Here is a 17,229-nt window from a genome sequence, read left to right as displayed (position 1 = left end):
GATAAAAAATGGCTTAGTTGAGCGGCTGTATCTGGTAAATACTGTTTTCTCCCTTGGTAATGGTTTTAGCGAGATCTTCATACGTTTTATTATTCTCCTGATCACCACCCCATGCCTTGCGGCCTTCCAGCCAGTCGGCGAAATAATCGTCCCAGGTTTTGAAATCTTTACGCGCCAGCGGCAAAGTAGCCGCGATATATTTTTCCGCTTCTCCCTGGGTAATATAACCGGCGGCGTAGCCCATGCAGGCGTTGTTTACCAGGCGGGCATAGTCCCAGGCGCGGTGGGTATTTTTAGGATCGCCCTTGGTTAACTCATCCAGCGTTTTTACCAGGCTTTCTTTATCGCTGATATTCCATGCATTCCTGAGCATGCCCTGTGCGCCGGTGGCATCATCAGGTTTGAAGGGAAACTCCAGTATCTGTTTATAGCTGTCTACAATTTCTGCCTTATCTGTACTGTTAATCATTTTATTTACTGCATCTACGCCACCATAGCCATTGATGAAATAGATACCTCCCAGCATAAATCCACTCAGTTTCTCATCTTTAACGGATGCGGATACAGGTGCGGCCGACTGGGCTGTGGTGCTATCGCTACCTGTTTTTTTACCTTCCGAACCACAAGCGGTAAATGCCAGCGCAGCTGCAATGGTGGCAGCAAACAAAACGGTCTTTTTCATTTTTTGTCTTTTGTTGTTTTTTTAAAAATGGATTATAAAAGCAAAAGATAGGTGACGGATAACAATCTGGCGGCATGTTGCCTCCATTAACAGTCAGGTTTCAACAAGTATGGTAATGGTCATGCTACAAACAGTATACATTCACTTTATCTGCGCCCAAAATATAAAATATTATTAAACAACGATGCCGATGCATAAATTATGCATCGGCATCGTTAGCAGTACCATCGATTATTTTCCCTCTACCACGGAAAGTATATTACCCGCAGGATCGGTAAACCAGGCCACTGTAGGCCCTTCCCCGTTAGCGCGATGAATGCCTTTGGCATCAGTGGCGATGGGACCGGTATACTGTAAAAATTTTACCCCCTTGGCCGACAACTTATCTACGATCTCTTCTACATTGCTTACCTGGAAATTGAGGATCGTAAAAGTAGCCGGCACATGATTAGGTTTAGCATACACCAGGATGGGCGTACCTCCTGCCAATTTGAGCGTGAACATATGTTCATTCAACCCTTCTGTATCTAGTCCCAGCTGCTGCTGATAAAACTCCCTGGCTTTTTCCAGGTCATTCACAGAAAAACCGCTGAATGCTTTTGTGTTACCGAACATAATACAAGTTTTTACTGGTGAAGTAATAACCCGAATTTACGGCTATTCTTTTATTAGTCAGGCATGCTAACAACATTCACCAATGGCTAACGCCGCTACGGCAGGAACGTTTTCACCGCTTCCCCCAGGTCGTATACAGTGACTTTATTCTGCAGGGCAGCAGCTATAATACTGCTTGCCGCCGCACTGCGGTAGCCGCCGGCGCAGTGTACCACAATCGGTTTATCTACTGGGATATCTGCGATATGTTCCCGTAGCTGATCCAGTGGCAGCACCAGGGCGTTACTGAAAACGGGGGAAGTAGCTGCCTCACCAGCCATTCGTACATCCACGACAGTATATTGATCGGGATGTGCGGTAAAATCGGCCAGGGGCGCCTGTTCCAGGGTTACCGTTCCCTCGTCATATACCATGGCTGCTTTGATATTTACCTCGTAACCGATCTTAGCCGCCTTGCGGATCACCTGCTGTAACTGTGTTGTGCCGGCTGCCAGCAGGTAGTAAGATTCTCCTGGCGCTACGATGCTGCCCAGCCAGGTTTCAAACTTGCCACCGTCCTGCAGGTTGACGGCCAGCGGGACATGCCCCTGTTTAAATACCGCCTCGGGACGGGTATCGATGATCACTACGCCGGGTTCGAAAACCGGTTCCCCGGATGTGATCACCGGGACCTTATTTAATTGCGACTCCAATGCCAGCGCCCCGCTCCTGTTCAGCGTTACGTCATACGGAAAATATTTGGGGATGAAAGGCTGTTGCGACAACAGCTCTTTTACAAACTCTGCTTCGGTATAATCTCCCAGGCTCCAGTTGCTCACCTTTTCGGCCGCGATGGTGCTGCTGTCGGCATCGCTGAGCGATTTACCGCAGAGCGTACCTGCCCCGTGTGCGGGATATACCAGTACATCGTCGGCCAGCACCATTAATTTTTCCCTGAGAGAATGATACATCTGTTTCGCCAGTTGTTCCCTGCCAGCCGTGATGTTGCCGGCATTTTCGCGCAGATCGGGGCGACCACAGTCGCCGATAAATAAGGTATCTCCCGTAAAAACAGCACTATCCTGCCCCTTATAGGCCAATACGATGCTGATGCTATCTGGTGAATGACCGGGCGTATTCAGCGCCCGGAGGGTGATATCTCCCAACGATATTTCATCTCCTTCATCAAAACCGGTATACGGGTATCCCGCACCTACCAGGCGGGAACAATAAATGGCCGCGCCGGTAGCTTCCTGCAACTCCAGGTGACTGCTTACAAAATCAGCATGAGGATGCGTTTCAATCACCCCTACAATCTTCGCCTGTTGCTGAGCTGCGTAATCCAGGTAGGGTGTCATATCCCGGGCCGGATCTATCAATACGATTTCATTTGCCTGATCACTGTAAATGGCATAAGAGTAATGTGCCAGTCCTTTATCTTCAAATTGTTGAATATCCATGTCTTTAGTATTTAATGAGGTAATTTTTCCCGAAACTTTCCATATACCCAGGTGCCTGCGATAGCGCTCAGCAAGGTAATAACGATCACCGTAGCACCGGTACCTATCTGTGCAAACAAGGGGCCCGGGCAAGCACCCGTAACAGCCCAGCCTAAGCCAAATATAAGTCCCCCGTAGATCTGTCCCCGGTTGAATTGCCTGGCCTGAAAGGTAACGGTTTCTCCCTGGATGGTTTTGATATTAAACTTCTTTATCAGCCATACCGACAGCATGCCTACCAGCACGGCGCTACCGATTACGCCGTACATATGGAACGACTGCAGCCGGAACATTTCCTGGATGCGAAACCAGCTGATCACTTCCGCTTTTACGAATATGACGCCAAATACCAGGCCGGCCAATAAATATTTTAACTGACTTAACGATTTATACATAAAACGGTTCATTCGAAATTAAAGTGCAAGTATCCAGGGCAGAAAAACGTTGGCCATCACAAACCCACCTATCATAAAGCAAATAGTGGCGACCAGGGGAGGCCATTGCAGGGTAGACAATCCCATGATAGCGTGTCCGCTGGTACAGCCGCCGGCATAACGGGTACCAAAACCTACCAGGAATCCGCCGCCCACCATCATCAGGAGTCCTCTTACGGTGAATAGCACCTGCCAGTTAAACCGCCACATACCAGGGCCAGGGCTGTTTTACTAAGTTGAGTATATCCATTACTATCGTGTATTTGCTGCTACAAAGTTGCGGAGTTCCCTTTAGTTGGTTGGTGACTTTGGTTACGGAGTGTCTTTATTTCAGCACTGTTTCCAACAAGATCACATAAACACCCATGGCCAGAACAAACCATCCAAAGGCCGTTTTCAGTTGATGACTCCCTATCCGGGTGGCCAGCTTCCCACCTATTATGATACCTGCCACCGCTATAGCGGTGATGCCCAGCAGCAAAGGCCAATGAATGTCTGGTAATGCGGTATCGCCCATAAAACCGATACCGGTGCTTAGGGTCATAATCAGTAAAGAGGTGCCTACGGCCTTTTTCATAGGCAGGCCGGCGAGCCATATCAGCGCGGGGATGATGAGGAATCCGCCACCGGCGCCCAGTAGTCCCGTTACCAGGCCGATACCAGCACCATACCCGGCTAATGTGGCCTGCTGACTGCTATTCATTGGCACAGCGGGTATTTCAGCCTTGGGCTGACGCCCACGGATCATGAACAGGGAAGCTGCCAGCATGAGTATAGCAAAAAGCAGCATGGTAGCCAGTTCTCTCGTAACAGGAACATCATTAATATAAAATAAATTTAAAGGGAGTGCGGGAATGAGCAGGCGACGGGTAATGAAAACGGTGGCAATGGCCGGAATTCCCAATAACAGGGCCACCCGTACATCTACCTGTTTACGTTTGAAACTGCCTGCTGCGCCAATCAGGCTGGTGGCGCCTACAATAAAAAGTGAATAGCTGGTGGCCAGACCCGGTGGGATACCAAAGAGATATACCAGCACCGGTAATGTAAGAATAGATCCCCCTCCCCCTATTAAACCGAGCGAAATACCAATGAAGGCCGCCGCTATATAACCTATCATTTCCATACCGCAATATTATGGTAGGTATCTGCCAAAGTTGGTAACTTTGGTTACACAGTCAACACGGCAATATAATTCCGGTATAGTTTCACCATACCTTTCTGCTCCATCTTCTTCAGCAGGCGGGAAATCACTTCCCGGGAAGAATTGAGGTCGGTGGCAATTTCCTGGTGGGTTAACTTCAGCTCGCGGGTTTGCAGCTGCCTGGATTGCTCGCGGATATAGTTGAGCAGCCGCTCATCCATGCTTTTAAAAACAGTGCTGTCCAATACCATCAGCAACTCTTCAAAGCGCCGGCGGTAAGATTCTATCACAAACTGGTACCAGCTTTTATAATCTTTCATCAAGGCTTCCATATGTTGTACCGGTATCATCAGCACAACTGCATCTTCTATTGCTTTGGCCATTACCTCGCTGGATTTACCGGAGGCAATACAAACCATGGAAATAGCGCAGGCATCTCCCGGCTCCAGGTAATACATAAAAAATTCGCCCGCATCCTCTCCCTCCCGGTATAACTTGATACGGCCTTCCAGCACCAGCATAGTGTATTTGATGTACTGCCCCTGTTTCATGAGCACCGTACCGGCGGCTACTTCTTTCAACAGGCCTACGGCTGACAAGTGCTCCTGCAAATGACTGTCCAGCGTAGGAAAGTGCCGGGTAAGATAATTAAGAATGTCTGCTTTCTGATTCATATGGCCCGTAAGTTACAAAATAAACGGCTGCCGGGTGGCAGATCAGATTCGTTTAGGCTTCACCGGTATACCGCTTTTCATTTCCGGGAGAATTGAGTACTCTATGACGCACGAAAAACATTGACGTAATCTCCCCTCAAATTGGCGTTTTTGCCCCGCCCCCGGGCTGCTTTTTGGCGTAAGTTTACATTCGAAAACAACGCTGTATGATTTACCGTTCTTTATTCATATTAATCCTGTTAACATCGATCTCTACCCGTATGAATGCGCAACATGCTACCGGTCAATATGCTACAGTCAACGGCTTAAAAATGTATTACGAACTACATGGCGACGGCTACCCGCTGGTGTTAATACATGGCGGTGGTTCCACCATTCAGAGCACCTATGGCCGGATCCTGCCGCTGCTGGCTAAAAGTCACCGGGTCATTGCGGTGGAACTCCAGGCACATGGCCATACACCAGATAGAAACCAACCTTTGAGCTTCGAGCAGGACGCCGATGATGTAGCCGCCCTGTTACAACAGTTGCAGATCACCCAGGCCGATATCATGGGCTTTAGCAATGGCGCCACCACTTCGCTGCAGATCGGCATCCGTCACCCGCAGCTGGTGCATAAGCTGGTGCTGGCCTCCACTGCCTACCGGCGCGATGGTATGATAGCCGGCTTCTTCGATGGGTTTGACCATGCTTCTCTCGACCATATGCCAGCGCCCCTGAAAGAAGCCTACCTGGCGGCCAACCCCGATACCAAAGGACTACAAACCATGTTTGATCGGGATGTAGCCCGCATGAAAACATTTAAAGATATCAGCGACGCTGATATTAAAAAGATCCAGGCGCCCGCGCTGGTGATCAACAGCGATGCCGATGTAACACGTCCCGAGCATGCGGTGCAGCTATACCATACCTTGCCGCATGCCCGGCTGGCGATATTCCCCGGAGGACATGGCGACTATATCGGCGAAGCGTGCGCACCAGACAAACAAAGCCACCTGCCTGATGCCGTGGCGGATATCATCCTGACCTTCCTGCGACAACCATAAATAATCATGTCAACATCTATATATCGTACCACCTGGTTACGCTTTATGCTGCGTTTATTGTTCCGGTTTGCCCGTATGGTGATGCACACAAGGCAGTTATATTAAGTCATTGAACTTTTGTGCAGGCAACTTGTTTGAAAGAATATTTAACCCTCAAACAGGTCTTATGAAACGTTACAAGCAACTTTCTCTACTCTTTTTTTTGCTGTTAACACCCTTGACTGTAAGAATGGCCATGGCTTGTACCCGCGTGGTATATAAGGGCCAGGATGGTATCGTGATGACGGCCCGGTCGATGGACTGGTCAGACGATATCCTGAGCAATATGTGGATCTTCCCCAGGGGCATGGAGCGTAACGGCGAAGTGGGCCCGGCTTCCGTGAAGTGGACCTCGAAGTATGGCAGCGTAATTGTTTCCGGTTATGATATTTCCACCACCGACGGCATGAATGAAAAGGGCCTGGTAGCCAATATCCTCTGGCTGGCGGAATCGGAGTATCCCCAATGGGACCACAAGCGCCCGGCAATGTCGGTAGCCATCTGGATGCAATACGTATTGGATAACTTCACCACGGTAAAAGAGGTGGTGGCTGCCCTGAAAGCCGACAAGTTCGATGTGGTTACCGACAATGTGCCCGGGCAGCCGCGACTGGCTACGCTGCATTTGTCTATTTCTGATCCTACGGGAGATAATGCCATTTTTGAATACATCCATGGGAAGCTCGTAATCCACGAAGACCCTGCTTACGTTGTAATGACCAACTCCCCTGTCTTTGATCAGCAGCTGGCGCTGAATGAATACTGGAAACAGATAGGCGGCACTGTTATGCTGCCAGGCACAAACCGCGCGGCGGACCGGTTTGTAAGGGCCTGGTTTTATATCAACGCTATACCCCAAACTGACGACGCGCACCTGGCAGTAGCCAGTGTATTCAGCGTTATCCGCAACTGTTCAGTGCCTTTCGGTATCACTACGCCCAACCAGCCCAATATTTCTTCTACCCGCTGGAGAACCGTAGCAGATCAGAAAAACCTGGTCTATTATTTTGAATCCGCGCTTACTCCCAACACCTTCTGGGTGAATTTCAAAGATGTGGATTTTTCCCCCAATGCGCCAGTAAAAAAATTACCACTTACCAAAAATGAAGTATATGCCGGTAACGCTATCGCCTCATTTACGGCCAGTAAACCCTTTAAATTCCTTGGATTAAATAACTAGCGCTAAGTCCCGTTATCAGGCCTCCACCTATCCGGCGGAGGCCTTTTTTTACCATTCAGATTTATCCCTATCTTTGGCGCCCAATACCAGCTTTATTGTCATAAAAACTCAATTTCTGCATGAAACCAATGGTTAACCGGTTTGTCATAGCCCTGGCGCTCAGCAGCGGTATGTCAACAGTATTTGGTCAAAGTAACGATGCCGCAGATAAGGCGTTAACCCAGCTGACCGAAGGAAATTTTAAACAGGCGAAAACGCTGGCTACAGCGGCCATGAGTGCAAATCCTTACGGCAGCCTGGCATATGCCATCCACGGCCGGGCCCTGGCCGCCGAAAATGACCTGGCTGGTGCGCAAACCTACCTGGAAAAGGCTATCAAAATGAGTCCCAATAATGGCGTATACTATGCCTTTGAAGGCGCTAACCTGAAGAATCAGCACCAGGATGCAGCAGCCGGCAAAGCGTATGACAAAGCGCTAAAGTTACTGGCCGCTCCGGCATCAGCCCTGGAATATTATGCCCGTGGCTCCGTATATGAAGCGCAAAAGAAAGAGGAAGCTGCCCTGGTCGACTATACGAAAGCCCTGGAACTCAATCCCCGCTTCGCGCTGTGCTATATAAAACGAGGCCGTATCTACGAAAATCGCAAACAGGCAGATGCCGCACTCACCGAATATAGCAAGGCGATTGGCATCAACCCGGCTTACGCTAGCCCTTATTTTTTGCGCGGTAATATTTACTACGAGCAACAACAATACGACGCCGCTATCACCGACTTCTCCAAGGCGGTGGAACTGGATCCGAAAGACGTAGATGCCCTGTTTAACCGCGGGGTGATGTATAAGAAAAAAGGCAACTACGACCAGGCGCTGGCAGATTATGCTAAGGTACTTACGATAACACCCAACGACGCCTCAGTGTATGGCAACCGCGGAAATGTATACCTGATGCAGGACAAAGCCAGTCTCGCTTTCAGCGATTATACCCAGGCCATTAAGCTCGATCCCAACAAAGCATCGTACCGGGTGAGCCGGGGAAATATCTACCAGCGCTGGGAGCAGGTGGATTCTGCCTTCAACGAATATAACCGGGCTATCGCACTGGACCCACAATATGCCGATGCCTACCTGGAACGGGGAAATATCTACCTGAATAAACAACAATACGAGCCTGCCCTGGCAGATTTTAATAAAGTAATAGCCATCGACCCTCACTCTTCCAACGGTTATTTGAACCGGGGCGTGGTACATCACGATAAACAACAGTATGCGGAGGCCATCGACGACTATACCAAAGCTATTGAAGCCGATCCAAAAAACATGCTGGCCTACCTGAACCGTGCCGATGCCTATGAAGCAACCGGCAATAACAAGCTGGCCAATGCAGATCGGAAAAAATACGCCGACCTTGGAGGTAAGTTATCTGCTACCGCAGCCAATACACGAAAGGAAATATATCCCAAAGGCACCTTCGACCCCAAACTGGCCGAAGCGGCGCTGGGAAGGGGTTTATCAAAGATCGTAGGACGCGCCTGTACGAAAAAAGACGGGCTGATATTCAGCGCGGCCGGGGTAAAAGTAGTATTGCTTCCCGTAACACCCTACCTGGAAGAATGGTATGAATTACGGGAAAAGAAAGAAGGTAAAAATACCAGTGTATTCATGTCGAAAGAAGCCAACCAATACGCCATTACCGCTATCAGCGGCAGCGATGGCCGCTTTGCCTTTGAAGGCCTGAAACCCGGTAAATATTTTATACAGCTGATTCACAGCTTTAACCAGCGGAAAACAGCCAGGATATACACCGGTTCCGATTCCTGGCAGAACGGCCCTGTGCGGGAAATCACCAATTACTACTACGACCAGGACTACCTCGTAGCCCGCTCCCAGCGATTAGAGAAATTTGTAGAGATAAAAGAAGATGGAGAAACGAAAAAGATTACGCTGGCGAATGGGTTGATTAAAACATGCGATTTTTAGAAAACAGGAAGTTATACTTCCTGTTTTCTAAATAAAAGTCATAATGACTATTCATCAAAGAATATGTAATACCCCATCTGTCAGCTGGTACCTGACATCTGTTGTTTTAGAGAGGTTATCCATAAATTCCATCAGCCCGTCCTTCTTCACCAGTACACCGGTAATGATAACATTTTCCGTGCCGGGCGTATTAAACACCACGTTGGTATCAAAGAGGCGTTTGATTACGGCCGCAATTTCTTTCAGGGAACTGTTTTTGAAATAATATTTCCCTTCCATCCAGGAAAGGGTGTTCCGGGGATTGAATTCGCCTACCTGGAACCCTTTACCGGAGGGGATATTAGTCCGGCCGTTTACTTAACAAAACAAAGCTGTCCCGAAAGCAATTTTGAGGCAGCTTTGTTCATTGTATGCTGTTAAAAGCAACTGTACAAAAGCGGACAGTTTTTGTATCGAAAACGGACAAATACCGGTCCCTTATCCCATTATTCCCCCGCCCATCCCCACTGTTTTTATCTGGCACTATCTTGGCGCACCCCTTCCGCGATAATTACCCGTTACCATTCAACGCATTCTATGATCAGGAATTTCTTCAAGGTGGCTTATCGCAGCCTGCTCCGCAACAAGGGCTTCTCCTTCATCAATATCACAGGGCTAGCTATCGGCATGGCAGCCGCGATACTCATCCTGCTCTGGATACAACACGAGCTTAGCTACGACCAGTTTCACACCCAAAAAGACCGGATATACGAAGTGTGGAACCGGGTACCCCTCGATGGTAAAGTACAATGCTGGAACAGCACTTCAACCTTGCTGGGGCCTATCCTGGAAAAAGACCTGCCTGAAGTAGAACGGGTAGCCAGAGCCAATTATGATAACGACTACCTCTTTACTATCGGCGATAAGAAAATGATGAAGACGGGCAACGTAGTGGATTCGGGCTTCCTGCAAATATTCAGCTTCCCCATGCTGGAAGGGAATCCTGTTACCGCCCTTACCGATCCGCATTCAGTGGTGCTCACTGCAACAGCCGCTAAAAGCTTATTTGGTAACGAACCCGCCATGGGCAAAGTGGTGAAAATCGGTAATAAGGACAACTTTACGGTAACGGGCATCCTGAAAGACTTACCCAGTAATTCAAGATTCGATTTCGAATGCCTGCTCCCCTGGGAATATCTGAAAGCCAACAGTGACCGGCAGGACTTTGGCTGGGGCGACAATAGTACCCCTACCTATGTACTCCTCAAACCCCATACAAACTTCGCTGCAGTAGCCAATAAAATAAAAGACCTGAAGCAACATTACCACGACGAATCCAAAACACTCCACTGGGAACTCTTTATGTACCCGCTGGATCGCTGGCGTTTATATTCCAGCTTCACCAACGGCCAGGAAGACAGTGGCGGTCGCAGTACCTTTGTAAAGCTCTTCAGCATTATCGCTGGGTTTATCTTGCTGATTGCCTGTATCAATTTCATGAACCTGAGCACCGCCCGCAGTGAAAAACGTGCCCGGGAGGTGGGTATCCGGAAAGTAGTAGGCGCCCAGAAGATGTCGCTCATTGGCCAGTTTATCGGTGAATCTGTATTCCTCGCATTCCTTGCGGGAATAGTAGCACTGTTCATTGTGCAGTTAAGTTTGCCAGCCTATAACCAATTCACTGCAAAGAAATTATTCATAGATGCCGGCAACGCCTATACGTGGATCGCCTTTTTCGGTTTTACCTTGTTCACCGGCTTACTGGCAGGAAGTTACCCCGCTTTCTTCCTTTCCTCTTTCCAACCGGTAAAAGTGTTAAAGGGCACGTTTAAAAGAACACATGCGCTGGTAACGCCCCGGAAAGTATTGGTGGTACTGCAATTTTCTTTTGCTATCGTGCTGATCATCTGCACCATTGTAGTAAAGCAACAAATTGACTATGCCCGCGAGCGGGAAACCGGTTATAACCGTGATCGCCTGGTATATCATACCCTGAATGGCGACCTTGCAAAAAATTATGCGTCTATCAAGGAAGAGCTGCTGAGTGCTGGCATTGCCACCTCGGTCACTAAAACCAGCTCTCCGCTCACAGAAAGATGGAGCAATGGCTGGGGTCAGAACTGGGAAGGAAAAGATCCCAACGATCGCACTGCCTTCGACCGGTTCATGGCCGACGAAGGTCTTGGTGCCACCGCCGGGTTGCAGTTCATACAAGGGCGCGACTTCGACCTCAAAAGGTTTCCCACCGACTCCACGGGATTAATCATCAATGAGTCGTCGCTGAAGGCAATGAAGTTCAAAGACCCTATCGGCAAAATAGTAGCTGATCTGGGTACAGACTATCATATTGTAGGCGTGATCAGGGATTTTATTTTTACCAGTCCCTATGAACCTACCCGGCCCATATTAATCTGTGGCGGCAAAAGTAACTTCCTGTCGTTTAATATCATGCAGATAAAACTGAATGCCCAGCATAGCACCACTGCCAACCTCGAAAAAGCAGCCGGTATTTTCAAAAAATATAACCCGGATTTTGTTTTTGAGCCGAAATTTGTGGATGCTGAATATGCCAGGAAGTTTGAGAGTGAACAGCAACAAGGTACACTTGCCGGTTTGTTTGCGGGCCTGACCGTATTTATTTCGTGCCTGGGTTTATTTGGCCTCACTACCTATATGGCGGAAACCAGGGTGAAAGAAATTGGGGTGCGGAAAATCATGGGAGCTTCGGTAGCCAATATCACGGCCTTGTTATCGAAAGATTTCGTAAAACTGGTCATCATTTCTTTCTTTATAGCAGCGCCTTTGGCCTGGTGGGGAATGCATCAATGGCTGGAGAGTTATGCCTACCGCGTAAGCATAGCCTGGTGGGTATTTGCGGCAGCCGGCATCTTGTCCGTGTTTATCACGTTACTCACGGTCAGCTACCAGTCGATCAGGGCGGCCATCGCTAATCCTGTAAAAAGCCTGAGAACAGAATAACTAAATACCAGGTACAAGTGGCTGACCTCTCCGTCAGCCACTTTACTTTTGTGAGAAAGGGTGTTACCACGCTACTTTTCCACGTCCATGCAATAGGTAACGCAATGCCATATACGCTCATAGGGTTTGCCTGCCTGCTCGCCCTTTTCATTTTCCGTATACGTGCCCTCCAATAGGTAGCGTCCCGCCCAAACCGGTGTAAAGGCCACTGTTCCCTGTTTGCCGGCTTCATATTTTTTTGTCCAGCCAGCAGGTGATTGTATTGCTAATTGTAACCCTGTTGGCAACGGCTGCTGTTTATAGTGCAACTGTATATTTTCCGGCTGATTGGTTTTATGCTTTTGAGCGTGATTTGCTACAAGACCAAGATCTGTAGCCGTTTTCAGGTGATCAACGCCTTGCAGGGAGCCATTTACTTTTACCAGGCCCAATGCGTAATAGTGTATTTTACTGCCGCTGTACAGGTCTGCTACGGTATGATCTATCAACAAGGTGTGGGCGCCTGCTGCTGCAGGTGTAAACACTGCCTTAAAGTGATTGCCTTCGGGCACGCAGGGTAACTTTTCTTTTTTGCCGTCTGGTGTTACGAGGTACAGGGTAAATTCCTTCATGTTGCTAAACCAGTGCTGCACGGAATCTCTTTCATTGTCGGCGTACTCGCCAAAGAACACGTTTACTTCCTGTGATTGCCCGGTTTTACCCGTGGTGGAGGTTTCTATCCAGATGGCATGTGCCCGTACCGACAGCACACAAAAGAACAGGATAACAGATAATAATAATTGTTTCATTATGCTACAGTTTTATCACCTCAAAACTAGGTAGCTCCTGATGGTTTCGTTTACGCGAATGGGAAATAGATTTACGCGAAACGGAAAAAGCAGGTATTATAACAGTTGTTGCTCTGCAGCCATCCGGATAAGTGCCGCGGTGTTGCCCGCTTCAAATTTCTGCATCAGGTTGCGCCGGTGCGTTTCCACGGTAAACTGGCTAACACATAGCTCTTCCGCAATACTGGCGGAGGTTCTGCCGGCAGCGATCATACTCAGTACCTGCCTTTCCCGTTTGGTGAGGTGTGGCGTGGCTTTCCGTTCATTTTGCAGGGGGCGGGTCATAATCGTCATCACTTCTGCACTGAAGGCTACTTTTCCCTCCAGCACATCATGCACGCAACGTACCAGTTCTTCAGAGGAAGCATTCTTCAGCAGGTATCCGCTGGCGCCCTGTTGCAGCATTTGCAGGATAATACTGCGTTCACTGTGGTTGCTGATAATGAGTACTTTTGTTTCCGGAGATATTTTCTTGATTTGTTTACACACCTCTACGCCACTGATATCCGGGAGTGTAATATCCAGCAGGACGATATCTATAAAATCGGCGCCGGCCAAAAAAGATAAAAAAGCCTGGCCGGCAGTAAAAGTAGCCATCACCTGCAGGGCTTTGTCAGCCTGTAATAAAGCCAACAGTCCTCCTATTACAATAGGATGATCATCTACAATAACGATGTTATTCATTGACATTAAGTTCTATATTGATAGTGGTTCCCTCGCCTGCCACTGAATCGATTTCAATTTTTCCCTTGAGGAAGTCGATGCGGTTACGGATATTGTCCAATCCCATTCCTTTCTTCGTAGTAGCGGGATTAAAGCCTTTACCGTTATCTTCGACAGAGAGGTAAAAGACATGCTGGTTCTGGCTGCATTGCAACGTGATCTTGTCGGCCCCGGCATGTTTGATAGCGTTGGCTAATAGTTCTTGTGCAATGCGATAGATCAGGATCTGTGTTTTCTCCGGGAGGTCAGCTTGCACGCCGAGCGACTGGAAATTGATCGACAGGCCCGGCGCCATATTCAGCTCACACATATCTTTCAGTGCGGTTTCCAGCCCGAAGTTCAATAGCGATTCCGGCATCATATTACGCGCTATCCTTCTTAGTTCGCTCACCGAATTATCGAGTTGCCCGATGATCTGGAACAACTTTTCATCTTGGAGCTCACTGGCAGTGCCGGAGAGGTTCATTTTTACCCCGGCCAGCATACCTCCCAGCCCATCGTGCAGATCGCGGGCCAGTCGCCTGCGCTCGCCCTCTTCTCCTTCCAGCATGGCTTTGGTGACGTCCAGCTCTTTCTGTTGCACGATCTCCTGCATTTTCCGGGCGGCCAGTTTTTTCTGACTCCTGTAGTAAGACAGTGTCCATATCCCCAGCACCAGCAACAACAGGAATGCGGATGCCACTAACCCGGTAATCAGCCAGGCATTTTTCGTAGATAAGGCAGCCTTTTCATTCTTTGCTTTCAGGGCGATGATTTCCTTTTGGTTTTCTGCATTCCTGAATTTGATTTCCAGGGCATTGATATCCCGTTGTGTCCGGGTCTTATACAGGCTATCACTCAAGCGGCTATACGATTCCAGGTAATGGTAGGCCTGGGGGAAATTCCCCAGCCCCACGTACGCGGAAGTCAGTCCCTTCAACACCTTCACGCGGTTATAATCGAGGCTTGTGAGGCTTTCATCTTCTACCAACCGTAACAGAAGCTCCCTGGCGGCGGTATAGTTTTTCATCTCCAGCAGGGATTCGGCCTTCATCATTTCCAGTTCATCCACCCTGCTGGCTGCATTTATCCCGCTGGAAGCTGCAATGCCTTTATCAAAGCTGGCCAGTGCAGCAGCATATGCTTTCATCTTATGATTGTAAAGGCCCTCCACCATGTAATAGCCGGTATATAAACCCGTTTCAGGATAAGGCGCCAGCAATACTTTCATGGTATCCAGTATATCCTTGGCTGCCGCATACTTCCCCAGGTTGATATAATTTTCTCCCGCCCGGTAAAGGGCCACCAGCAACCTGCTGGGCTCTTTGGCCGCAGGCTTCAGGATAGCGATGGCATGACTGAAATATTGTGCTGCTTTTTCATATTGCTCGGTATTGGTAAATGCCAGGGCTACATTGGTATACTCAGAACCCAGCAGGGAGCTGTCGCCCGACAACACCGCCAGCGGAATGGCCCTATTCAGTATCAGGTCAATAAAAGTAGCATCATCATCTTTTCCCTGTTGCTGTACCGCATAATTCTGCCAGGCGTTGGAGCGAAGCAGGTAGGCATTTTTAGAAGTATCGTTGCGCAGCAGGGAATCTACTTTCATATAGCAGGCTTCACTCCGGGGCACGTCTTCATTGAAATACAGGTATCCTTCATGCGCAAAGGTCTGCGCCCACATCAAAGGATAATTTTTGGCCAGGCGCCGCGCTTCCATCAGGTATTGAGCGGCCCTGGCCTTATCGGTATTCATCCAGCAAAATACCAATAAGGAATTGAGTTTGGACTTTACGCTATCGTTGGTCGCTTGCTGCAACAGCAACGCTACACTGTCGGCGTATCCTTTCTGATGTAAAGGCAGTTGGGCTACAGATGCTACAGACAGGTATATAAAAAAACAAAAAACTAGTAGAACCCGGGTCATGTAAACAAAGTAATTAACAATTACCGATATAAACGAAATAAATCAAAATATACTGGAAAACCAGTAGAAAAGAAATACAGGTTATCAGGATTGACTGGTAGTGCGCCCTGGCGCTACCTTTACATCCGCAGAAAAACCGAACTGCAAGGATGCATAAACATTAAATTTTCAATTATGAAACTATCACAGAAACTACTGCTATTATCTACATTGTTATTGGCCCTGTTTTTTACCGCCTGTAAAGGAAAGAAAGACGACCCAGCTCCATCAGGACACAAAGTTAAATTTAAAGCGATAGCCACTGCCGGCTCCAAAATTACGAATACACAATTCGGTGCATCCGGTGGCGAAGTGACCAGCGCGTCCAACCTGAATGTTACCACCTGGGAAAGTCCGGAAGTAACCTATCCCGGCAACGTAGTAAGCGTGTACCTGGGTGTAGGCGGTGACGGTAAAGACGCTAATGCTGTACTGAAAGCGCAGATCTATGTAGACGGTGTGTTGAAAAAAGAAAGTGTAACTACCGGTACTGTATTTATTGCGAACGTTATTTATACCTTTTAACCCTCATCACCCATCGGCTCCCCTGGCCATGACCGGGGAGCCTGGTTGGGGTTGTGCGGTATCTTCTCTCCCCAAAAAAAATTATACTTTCTTTACATCCCGCATATGCTCACTGGCCCATTCAGCCAGGCGGTACAAATGCGGCAACAGGCTTTCTCCCCGGGCCGTTAACGCATACTCCACCCGCGGCGGAATTTCAGGATACAGCTGGCGGGATATCAACCCATCTTCCTGCAAACGCTTCAAGGTAGCCGTCAGCATCTTCTGTGAAACATCTCCGATCCTTTCCTGCAACTCATGATAACGCAGGGGACTTTCTCCCTGGTCCAGTGTGATCATCACTAATACCGTCCATTTATCACCAATACGGTCAAATACATCCCTTACCGGGCAGAAGTCGACGCTACTATCATTTTTTAAAAATACTTTCATGTTAATGGCTTGATTTTCATCATTACATACCTCCAGGTGCGTAAGATACTTATGCGTACCTTATTTGTTGATATACAACTAGTTAATAGCTTCGCACCAACAAAAGCCCTGCGTGGGCCACAATAATCACCAAATATAAACCATCAACGCACATCATGAAACTAACGTATCGCATTTCCACTATTCTCTTTTTATTATTAATGTTCGTTACCGCCATCACCGATATGATGCGGATGGACGCTGTACTGAAAACCGTGCTGCACCTGGGATACCCGGCCTACCTTCCGGTGATGATTGGCATCGGGAAGTTAGCAGGCATCCTGTTATTATCGCTGCCCCGTTATACCCGCTGGAAAGAATGGGGGTATGCCGGTTTTACGGTATTATTTCTCAGCGCTGCCATTTCTCATGGGGTATCAGGAGATGGTGTGGGAAAAGTGCTGTTTCCATTGGCCATGGAGGCACTGTTACTGGTATCCTATATCAGTATGTGGCGAGAGATAAACAAATGAAATGATATATAATTCATCGATATTTAGCAGGGA

At 48.3% G+C, this 17,229-nt stretch carries 18 protein-coding genes; 6 read left to right on the top strand and 12 right to left on the bottom strand.

The features are described 5' to 3' along the window. Positions 1 to 13: 13 nt before the first annotated feature. From FHW36_RS25660 to FHW36_RS25630, 7 genes are all read right to left on the bottom strand, one after another. Positions 14 to 682, bottom strand: coding sequence for a DUF1266 domain-containing protein (locus FHW36_RS25660; RefSeq protein WP_145673428.1), 669 nt, complete (start codon positions 680 to 682; stop codon positions 14 to 16). Between the two features lie 231 nt (positions 683 to 913). Continuing rightward, the gene (locus FHW36_RS25655) at positions 914 to 1,297 is read right to left on the bottom strand and encodes a VOC family protein (RefSeq protein ID WP_145673426.1); all 384 of its coding nucleotides are present in this window, start codon (positions 1,295 to 1,297) and stop codon (positions 914 to 916) included. Between the two features lie 95 nt (positions 1,298 to 1,392). Further along, a complete protein-coding gene (locus tag FHW36_RS25650; RefSeq protein ID WP_145673424.1) occupies positions 1,393 to 2,736 on the bottom strand; it encodes an MBL fold metallo-hydrolase in 1,344 nt (447 codons plus the stop codon). Between the two features lie 11 nt (positions 2,737 to 2,747). Continuing rightward, entirely contained in the window at positions 2,748 to 3,170 is a 423-nt protein-coding gene (locus tag FHW36_RS25645) for a DUF6691 family protein (protein ID WP_246121230.1), read from the bottom strand. 18 nt (positions 3,171 to 3,188) lie between these two features. Further along, the gene (locus FHW36_RS25640; protein ID WP_222429185.1) at positions 3,189 to 3,419 is read right to left on the bottom strand and encodes a YeeE/YedE family protein; all 231 of its coding nucleotides are present in this window, start codon (positions 3,417 to 3,419) and stop codon (positions 3,189 to 3,191) included. 115 nt (positions 3,420 to 3,534) lie between these two features. Then, the gene (locus tag FHW36_RS25635) at positions 3,535 to 4,335 is read right to left on the bottom strand and encodes a sulfite exporter TauE/SafE family protein (RefSeq protein WP_145673420.1); all 801 of its coding nucleotides are present in this window, start codon (positions 4,333 to 4,335) and stop codon (positions 3,535 to 3,537) included. A gap of 44 nt (positions 4,336 to 4,379) precedes the next feature. Further along, positions 4,380 to 5,027, bottom strand: coding sequence for a Crp/Fnr family transcriptional regulator (locus FHW36_RS25630; RefSeq protein ID WP_186452595.1), 648 nt, complete (start codon positions 5,025 to 5,027; stop codon positions 4,380 to 4,382). A gap of 206 nt (positions 5,028 to 5,233) precedes the next feature. On the opposite strand from FHW36_RS25630, the gene FHW36_RS25625 reads away from it, so the two are divergent. The 3 genes from FHW36_RS25625 (at position 5,234) to FHW36_RS25615 (ending at position 9,271) form a co-directional block, all read left to right on the top strand. Next, a complete protein-coding gene (locus FHW36_RS25625; protein WP_145673418.1) occupies positions 5,234 to 6,073 on the top strand; it encodes an alpha/beta fold hydrolase in 840 nt (279 codons plus the stop codon). Between the two features lie 166 nt (positions 6,074 to 6,239). Beyond that, the gene (locus FHW36_RS25620; RefSeq protein WP_145673416.1) at positions 6,240 to 7,292 is read left to right on the top strand and encodes a linear amide C-N hydrolase; all 1,053 of its coding nucleotides are present in this window, start codon (positions 6,240 to 6,242) and stop codon (positions 7,290 to 7,292) included. A 119-nt stretch (positions 7,293 to 7,411) separates the two neighbouring features. Continuing rightward, positions 7,412 to 9,271, top strand: coding sequence for a tetratricopeptide repeat protein (locus tag FHW36_RS25615; RefSeq protein WP_145673415.1), 1,860 nt, complete (start codon positions 7,412 to 7,414; stop codon positions 9,269 to 9,271). Between the two features lie 54 nt (positions 9,272 to 9,325). Here FHW36_RS25615 and FHW36_RS25610 read toward each other — a convergent pair whose 3' ends face one another. Continuing rightward, positions 9,326 to 9,550, bottom strand: coding sequence for a DUF4974 domain-containing protein (locus FHW36_RS25610; protein ID WP_145673412.1), 225 nt, complete (start codon positions 9,548 to 9,550; stop codon positions 9,326 to 9,328). Positions 9,551 to 9,847: 297 nt separating this feature from the next. Here FHW36_RS25610 and FHW36_RS25605 point away from each other — a divergent pair, with 297 nt between their 5' ends. Further along, positions 9,848 to 12,229, top strand: a complete 2,382-nt coding sequence (locus tag FHW36_RS25605) for an ABC transporter permease (protein ID WP_145673410.1) — start codon at positions 9,848 to 9,850, stop codon at positions 12,227 to 12,229. Positions 12,230 to 12,300: 71 nt separating this feature from the next. On the opposite strand, the gene FHW36_RS25600 is transcribed toward FHW36_RS25605, so the two are convergent. The 3 genes from FHW36_RS25600 to FHW36_RS25590 all read right to left on the bottom strand — a co-directional run bounded on the left by FHW36_RS25600 (position 12,301) and on the right by FHW36_RS25590 (position 15,688). Then, the gene (locus FHW36_RS25600; protein WP_145673409.1) at positions 12,301 to 13,017 is read right to left on the bottom strand and encodes a hypothetical protein; all 717 of its coding nucleotides are present in this window, start codon (positions 13,015 to 13,017) and stop codon (positions 12,301 to 12,303) included. A gap of 96 nt (positions 13,018 to 13,113) precedes the next feature. Beyond that, a complete protein-coding gene (locus FHW36_RS25595) occupies positions 13,114 to 13,740 on the bottom strand; it encodes a response regulator (protein WP_246121229.1) in 627 nt (208 codons plus the stop codon). Next, the gene (locus tag FHW36_RS25590; protein ID WP_145673405.1) at positions 13,733 to 15,688 is read right to left on the bottom strand and encodes a tetratricopeptide repeat-containing sensor histidine kinase; all 1,956 of its coding nucleotides are present in this window, start codon (positions 15,686 to 15,688) and stop codon (positions 13,733 to 13,735) included. Before FHW36_RS25590 ends, FHW36_RS25595 begins: the two co-directional genes overlap by 8 nt. Before the next feature lie 174 nt (positions 15,689 to 15,862). Between FHW36_RS25590 and FHW36_RS25585 the strand changes: the two genes are divergently transcribed. After that, positions 15,863 to 16,252 carry a hypothetical protein gene (locus tag FHW36_RS25585; protein WP_145673404.1) on the top strand — a complete coding sequence of 130 codons (390 nt, stop codon included), beginning with the start codon at positions 15,863 to 15,865 and terminating at the stop codon, positions 16,250 to 16,252. Between the two features lie 81 nt (positions 16,253 to 16,333). On the opposite strand, the gene FHW36_RS25580 is transcribed toward FHW36_RS25585, so the two are convergent. Beyond that, positions 16,334 to 16,684, bottom strand: a complete 351-nt coding sequence (locus FHW36_RS25580) for a winged helix-turn-helix transcriptional regulator (protein ID WP_145673402.1) — start codon at positions 16,682 to 16,684, stop codon at positions 16,334 to 16,336. A gap of 155 nt (positions 16,685 to 16,839) precedes the next feature. Here FHW36_RS25580 and FHW36_RS25575 point away from each other — a divergent pair, with 155 nt between their 5' ends. Next, entirely contained in the window at positions 16,840 to 17,196 is a 357-nt protein-coding gene (locus FHW36_RS25575; RefSeq protein ID WP_145673400.1) for a DoxX family protein, read from the top strand. Positions 17,197 to 17,229 lie beyond the last annotated feature (33 nt).

It is taken from the genome of Chitinophaga polysaccharea (assembly GCF_007829335.1).
In the GTDB taxonomy this organism is placed as follows: Bacteria; Bacteroidota; Bacteroidia; order Chitinophagales; family Chitinophagaceae; genus Chitinophaga; species Chitinophaga polysaccharea_B.
The sequence above is the reverse complement of the archived record's forward strand: the minus strand, read 5'-3'. Positions and strand labels throughout refer to the sequence as shown.

Bases quoted from the DNA above. Each gene is read 5' to 3' on its own strand.
- FHW36_RS25660 (WP_145673428.1), bottom strand. From the start codon at position 682: ATGAAAAAGACCGTTTTGTTTGCTGCCACCATTGCAGCTGCGCTGGCA.
- FHW36_RS25655 (WP_145673426.1), bottom strand. From the start codon at position 1,297: ATGTTCGGTAACACAAAAGCATTCAGCGGTTTTTCTGTGAATGACCTG.
- FHW36_RS25650 (WP_145673424.1), bottom strand. From the start codon at position 2,736: ATGGATATTCAACAATTTGAAGATAAAGGACTGGCACATTACTCTTAT.
- FHW36_RS25645 (WP_246121230.1), bottom strand. From the start codon at position 3,170: ATGTATAAATCGTTAAGTCAGTTAAAATATTTATTGGCCGGCCTGGTA.
- FHW36_RS25640 (WP_222429185.1), bottom strand. From the start codon at position 3,419: ATGTGGCGGTTTAACTGGCAGGTGCTATTCACCGTAAGAGGACTCCTG.
- FHW36_RS25635 (WP_145673420.1), bottom strand. From the start codon at position 4,335: ATGGAAATGATAGGTTATATAGCGGCGGCCTTCATTGGTATTTCGCTC.
- FHW36_RS25630 (WP_186452595.1), bottom strand. From the start codon at position 5,027: ATGAATCAGAAAGCAGACATTCTTAATTATCTTACCCGGCACTTTCCT.
- FHW36_RS25625 (WP_145673418.1), top strand. From the start codon at position 5,234: ATGATTTACCGTTCTTTATTCATATTAATCCTGTTAACATCGATCTCT.
- FHW36_RS25620 (WP_145673416.1), top strand. From the start codon at position 6,240: ATGAAACGTTACAAGCAACTTTCTCTACTCTTTTTTTTGCTGTTAACA.
- FHW36_RS25615 (WP_145673415.1), top strand. From the start codon at position 7,412: ATGAAACCAATGGTTAACCGGTTTGTCATAGCCCTGGCGCTCAGCAGC.
- FHW36_RS25610 (WP_145673412.1), bottom strand. From the start codon at position 9,550: ATGGAAGGGAAATATTATTTCAAAAACAGTTCCCTGAAAGAAATTGCG.
- FHW36_RS25605 (WP_145673410.1), top strand. From the start codon at position 9,848: ATGATCAGGAATTTCTTCAAGGTGGCTTATCGCAGCCTGCTCCGCAAC.
- FHW36_RS25600 (WP_145673409.1), bottom strand. From the start codon at position 13,017: ATGAAACAATTATTATTATCTGTTATCCTGTTCTTTTGTGTGCTGTCG.
- FHW36_RS25595 (WP_246121229.1), bottom strand. From the start codon at position 13,740: ATGAATAACATCGTTATTGTAGATGATCATCCTATTGTAATAGGAGGA.
- FHW36_RS25590 (WP_145673405.1), bottom strand. From the start codon at position 15,688: ATGACCCGGGTTCTACTAGTTTTTTGTTTTTTTATATACCTGTCTGTA.
- FHW36_RS25585 (WP_145673404.1), top strand. From the start codon at position 15,863: ATGAAACTATCACAGAAACTACTGCTATTATCTACATTGTTATTGGCC.
- FHW36_RS25580 (WP_145673402.1), bottom strand. From the start codon at position 16,684: ATGAAAGTATTTTTAAAAAATGATAGTAGCGTCGACTTCTGCCCGGTA.
- FHW36_RS25575 (WP_145673400.1), top strand. From the start codon at position 16,840: ATGAAACTAACGTATCGCATTTCCACTATTCTCTTTTTATTATTAATG.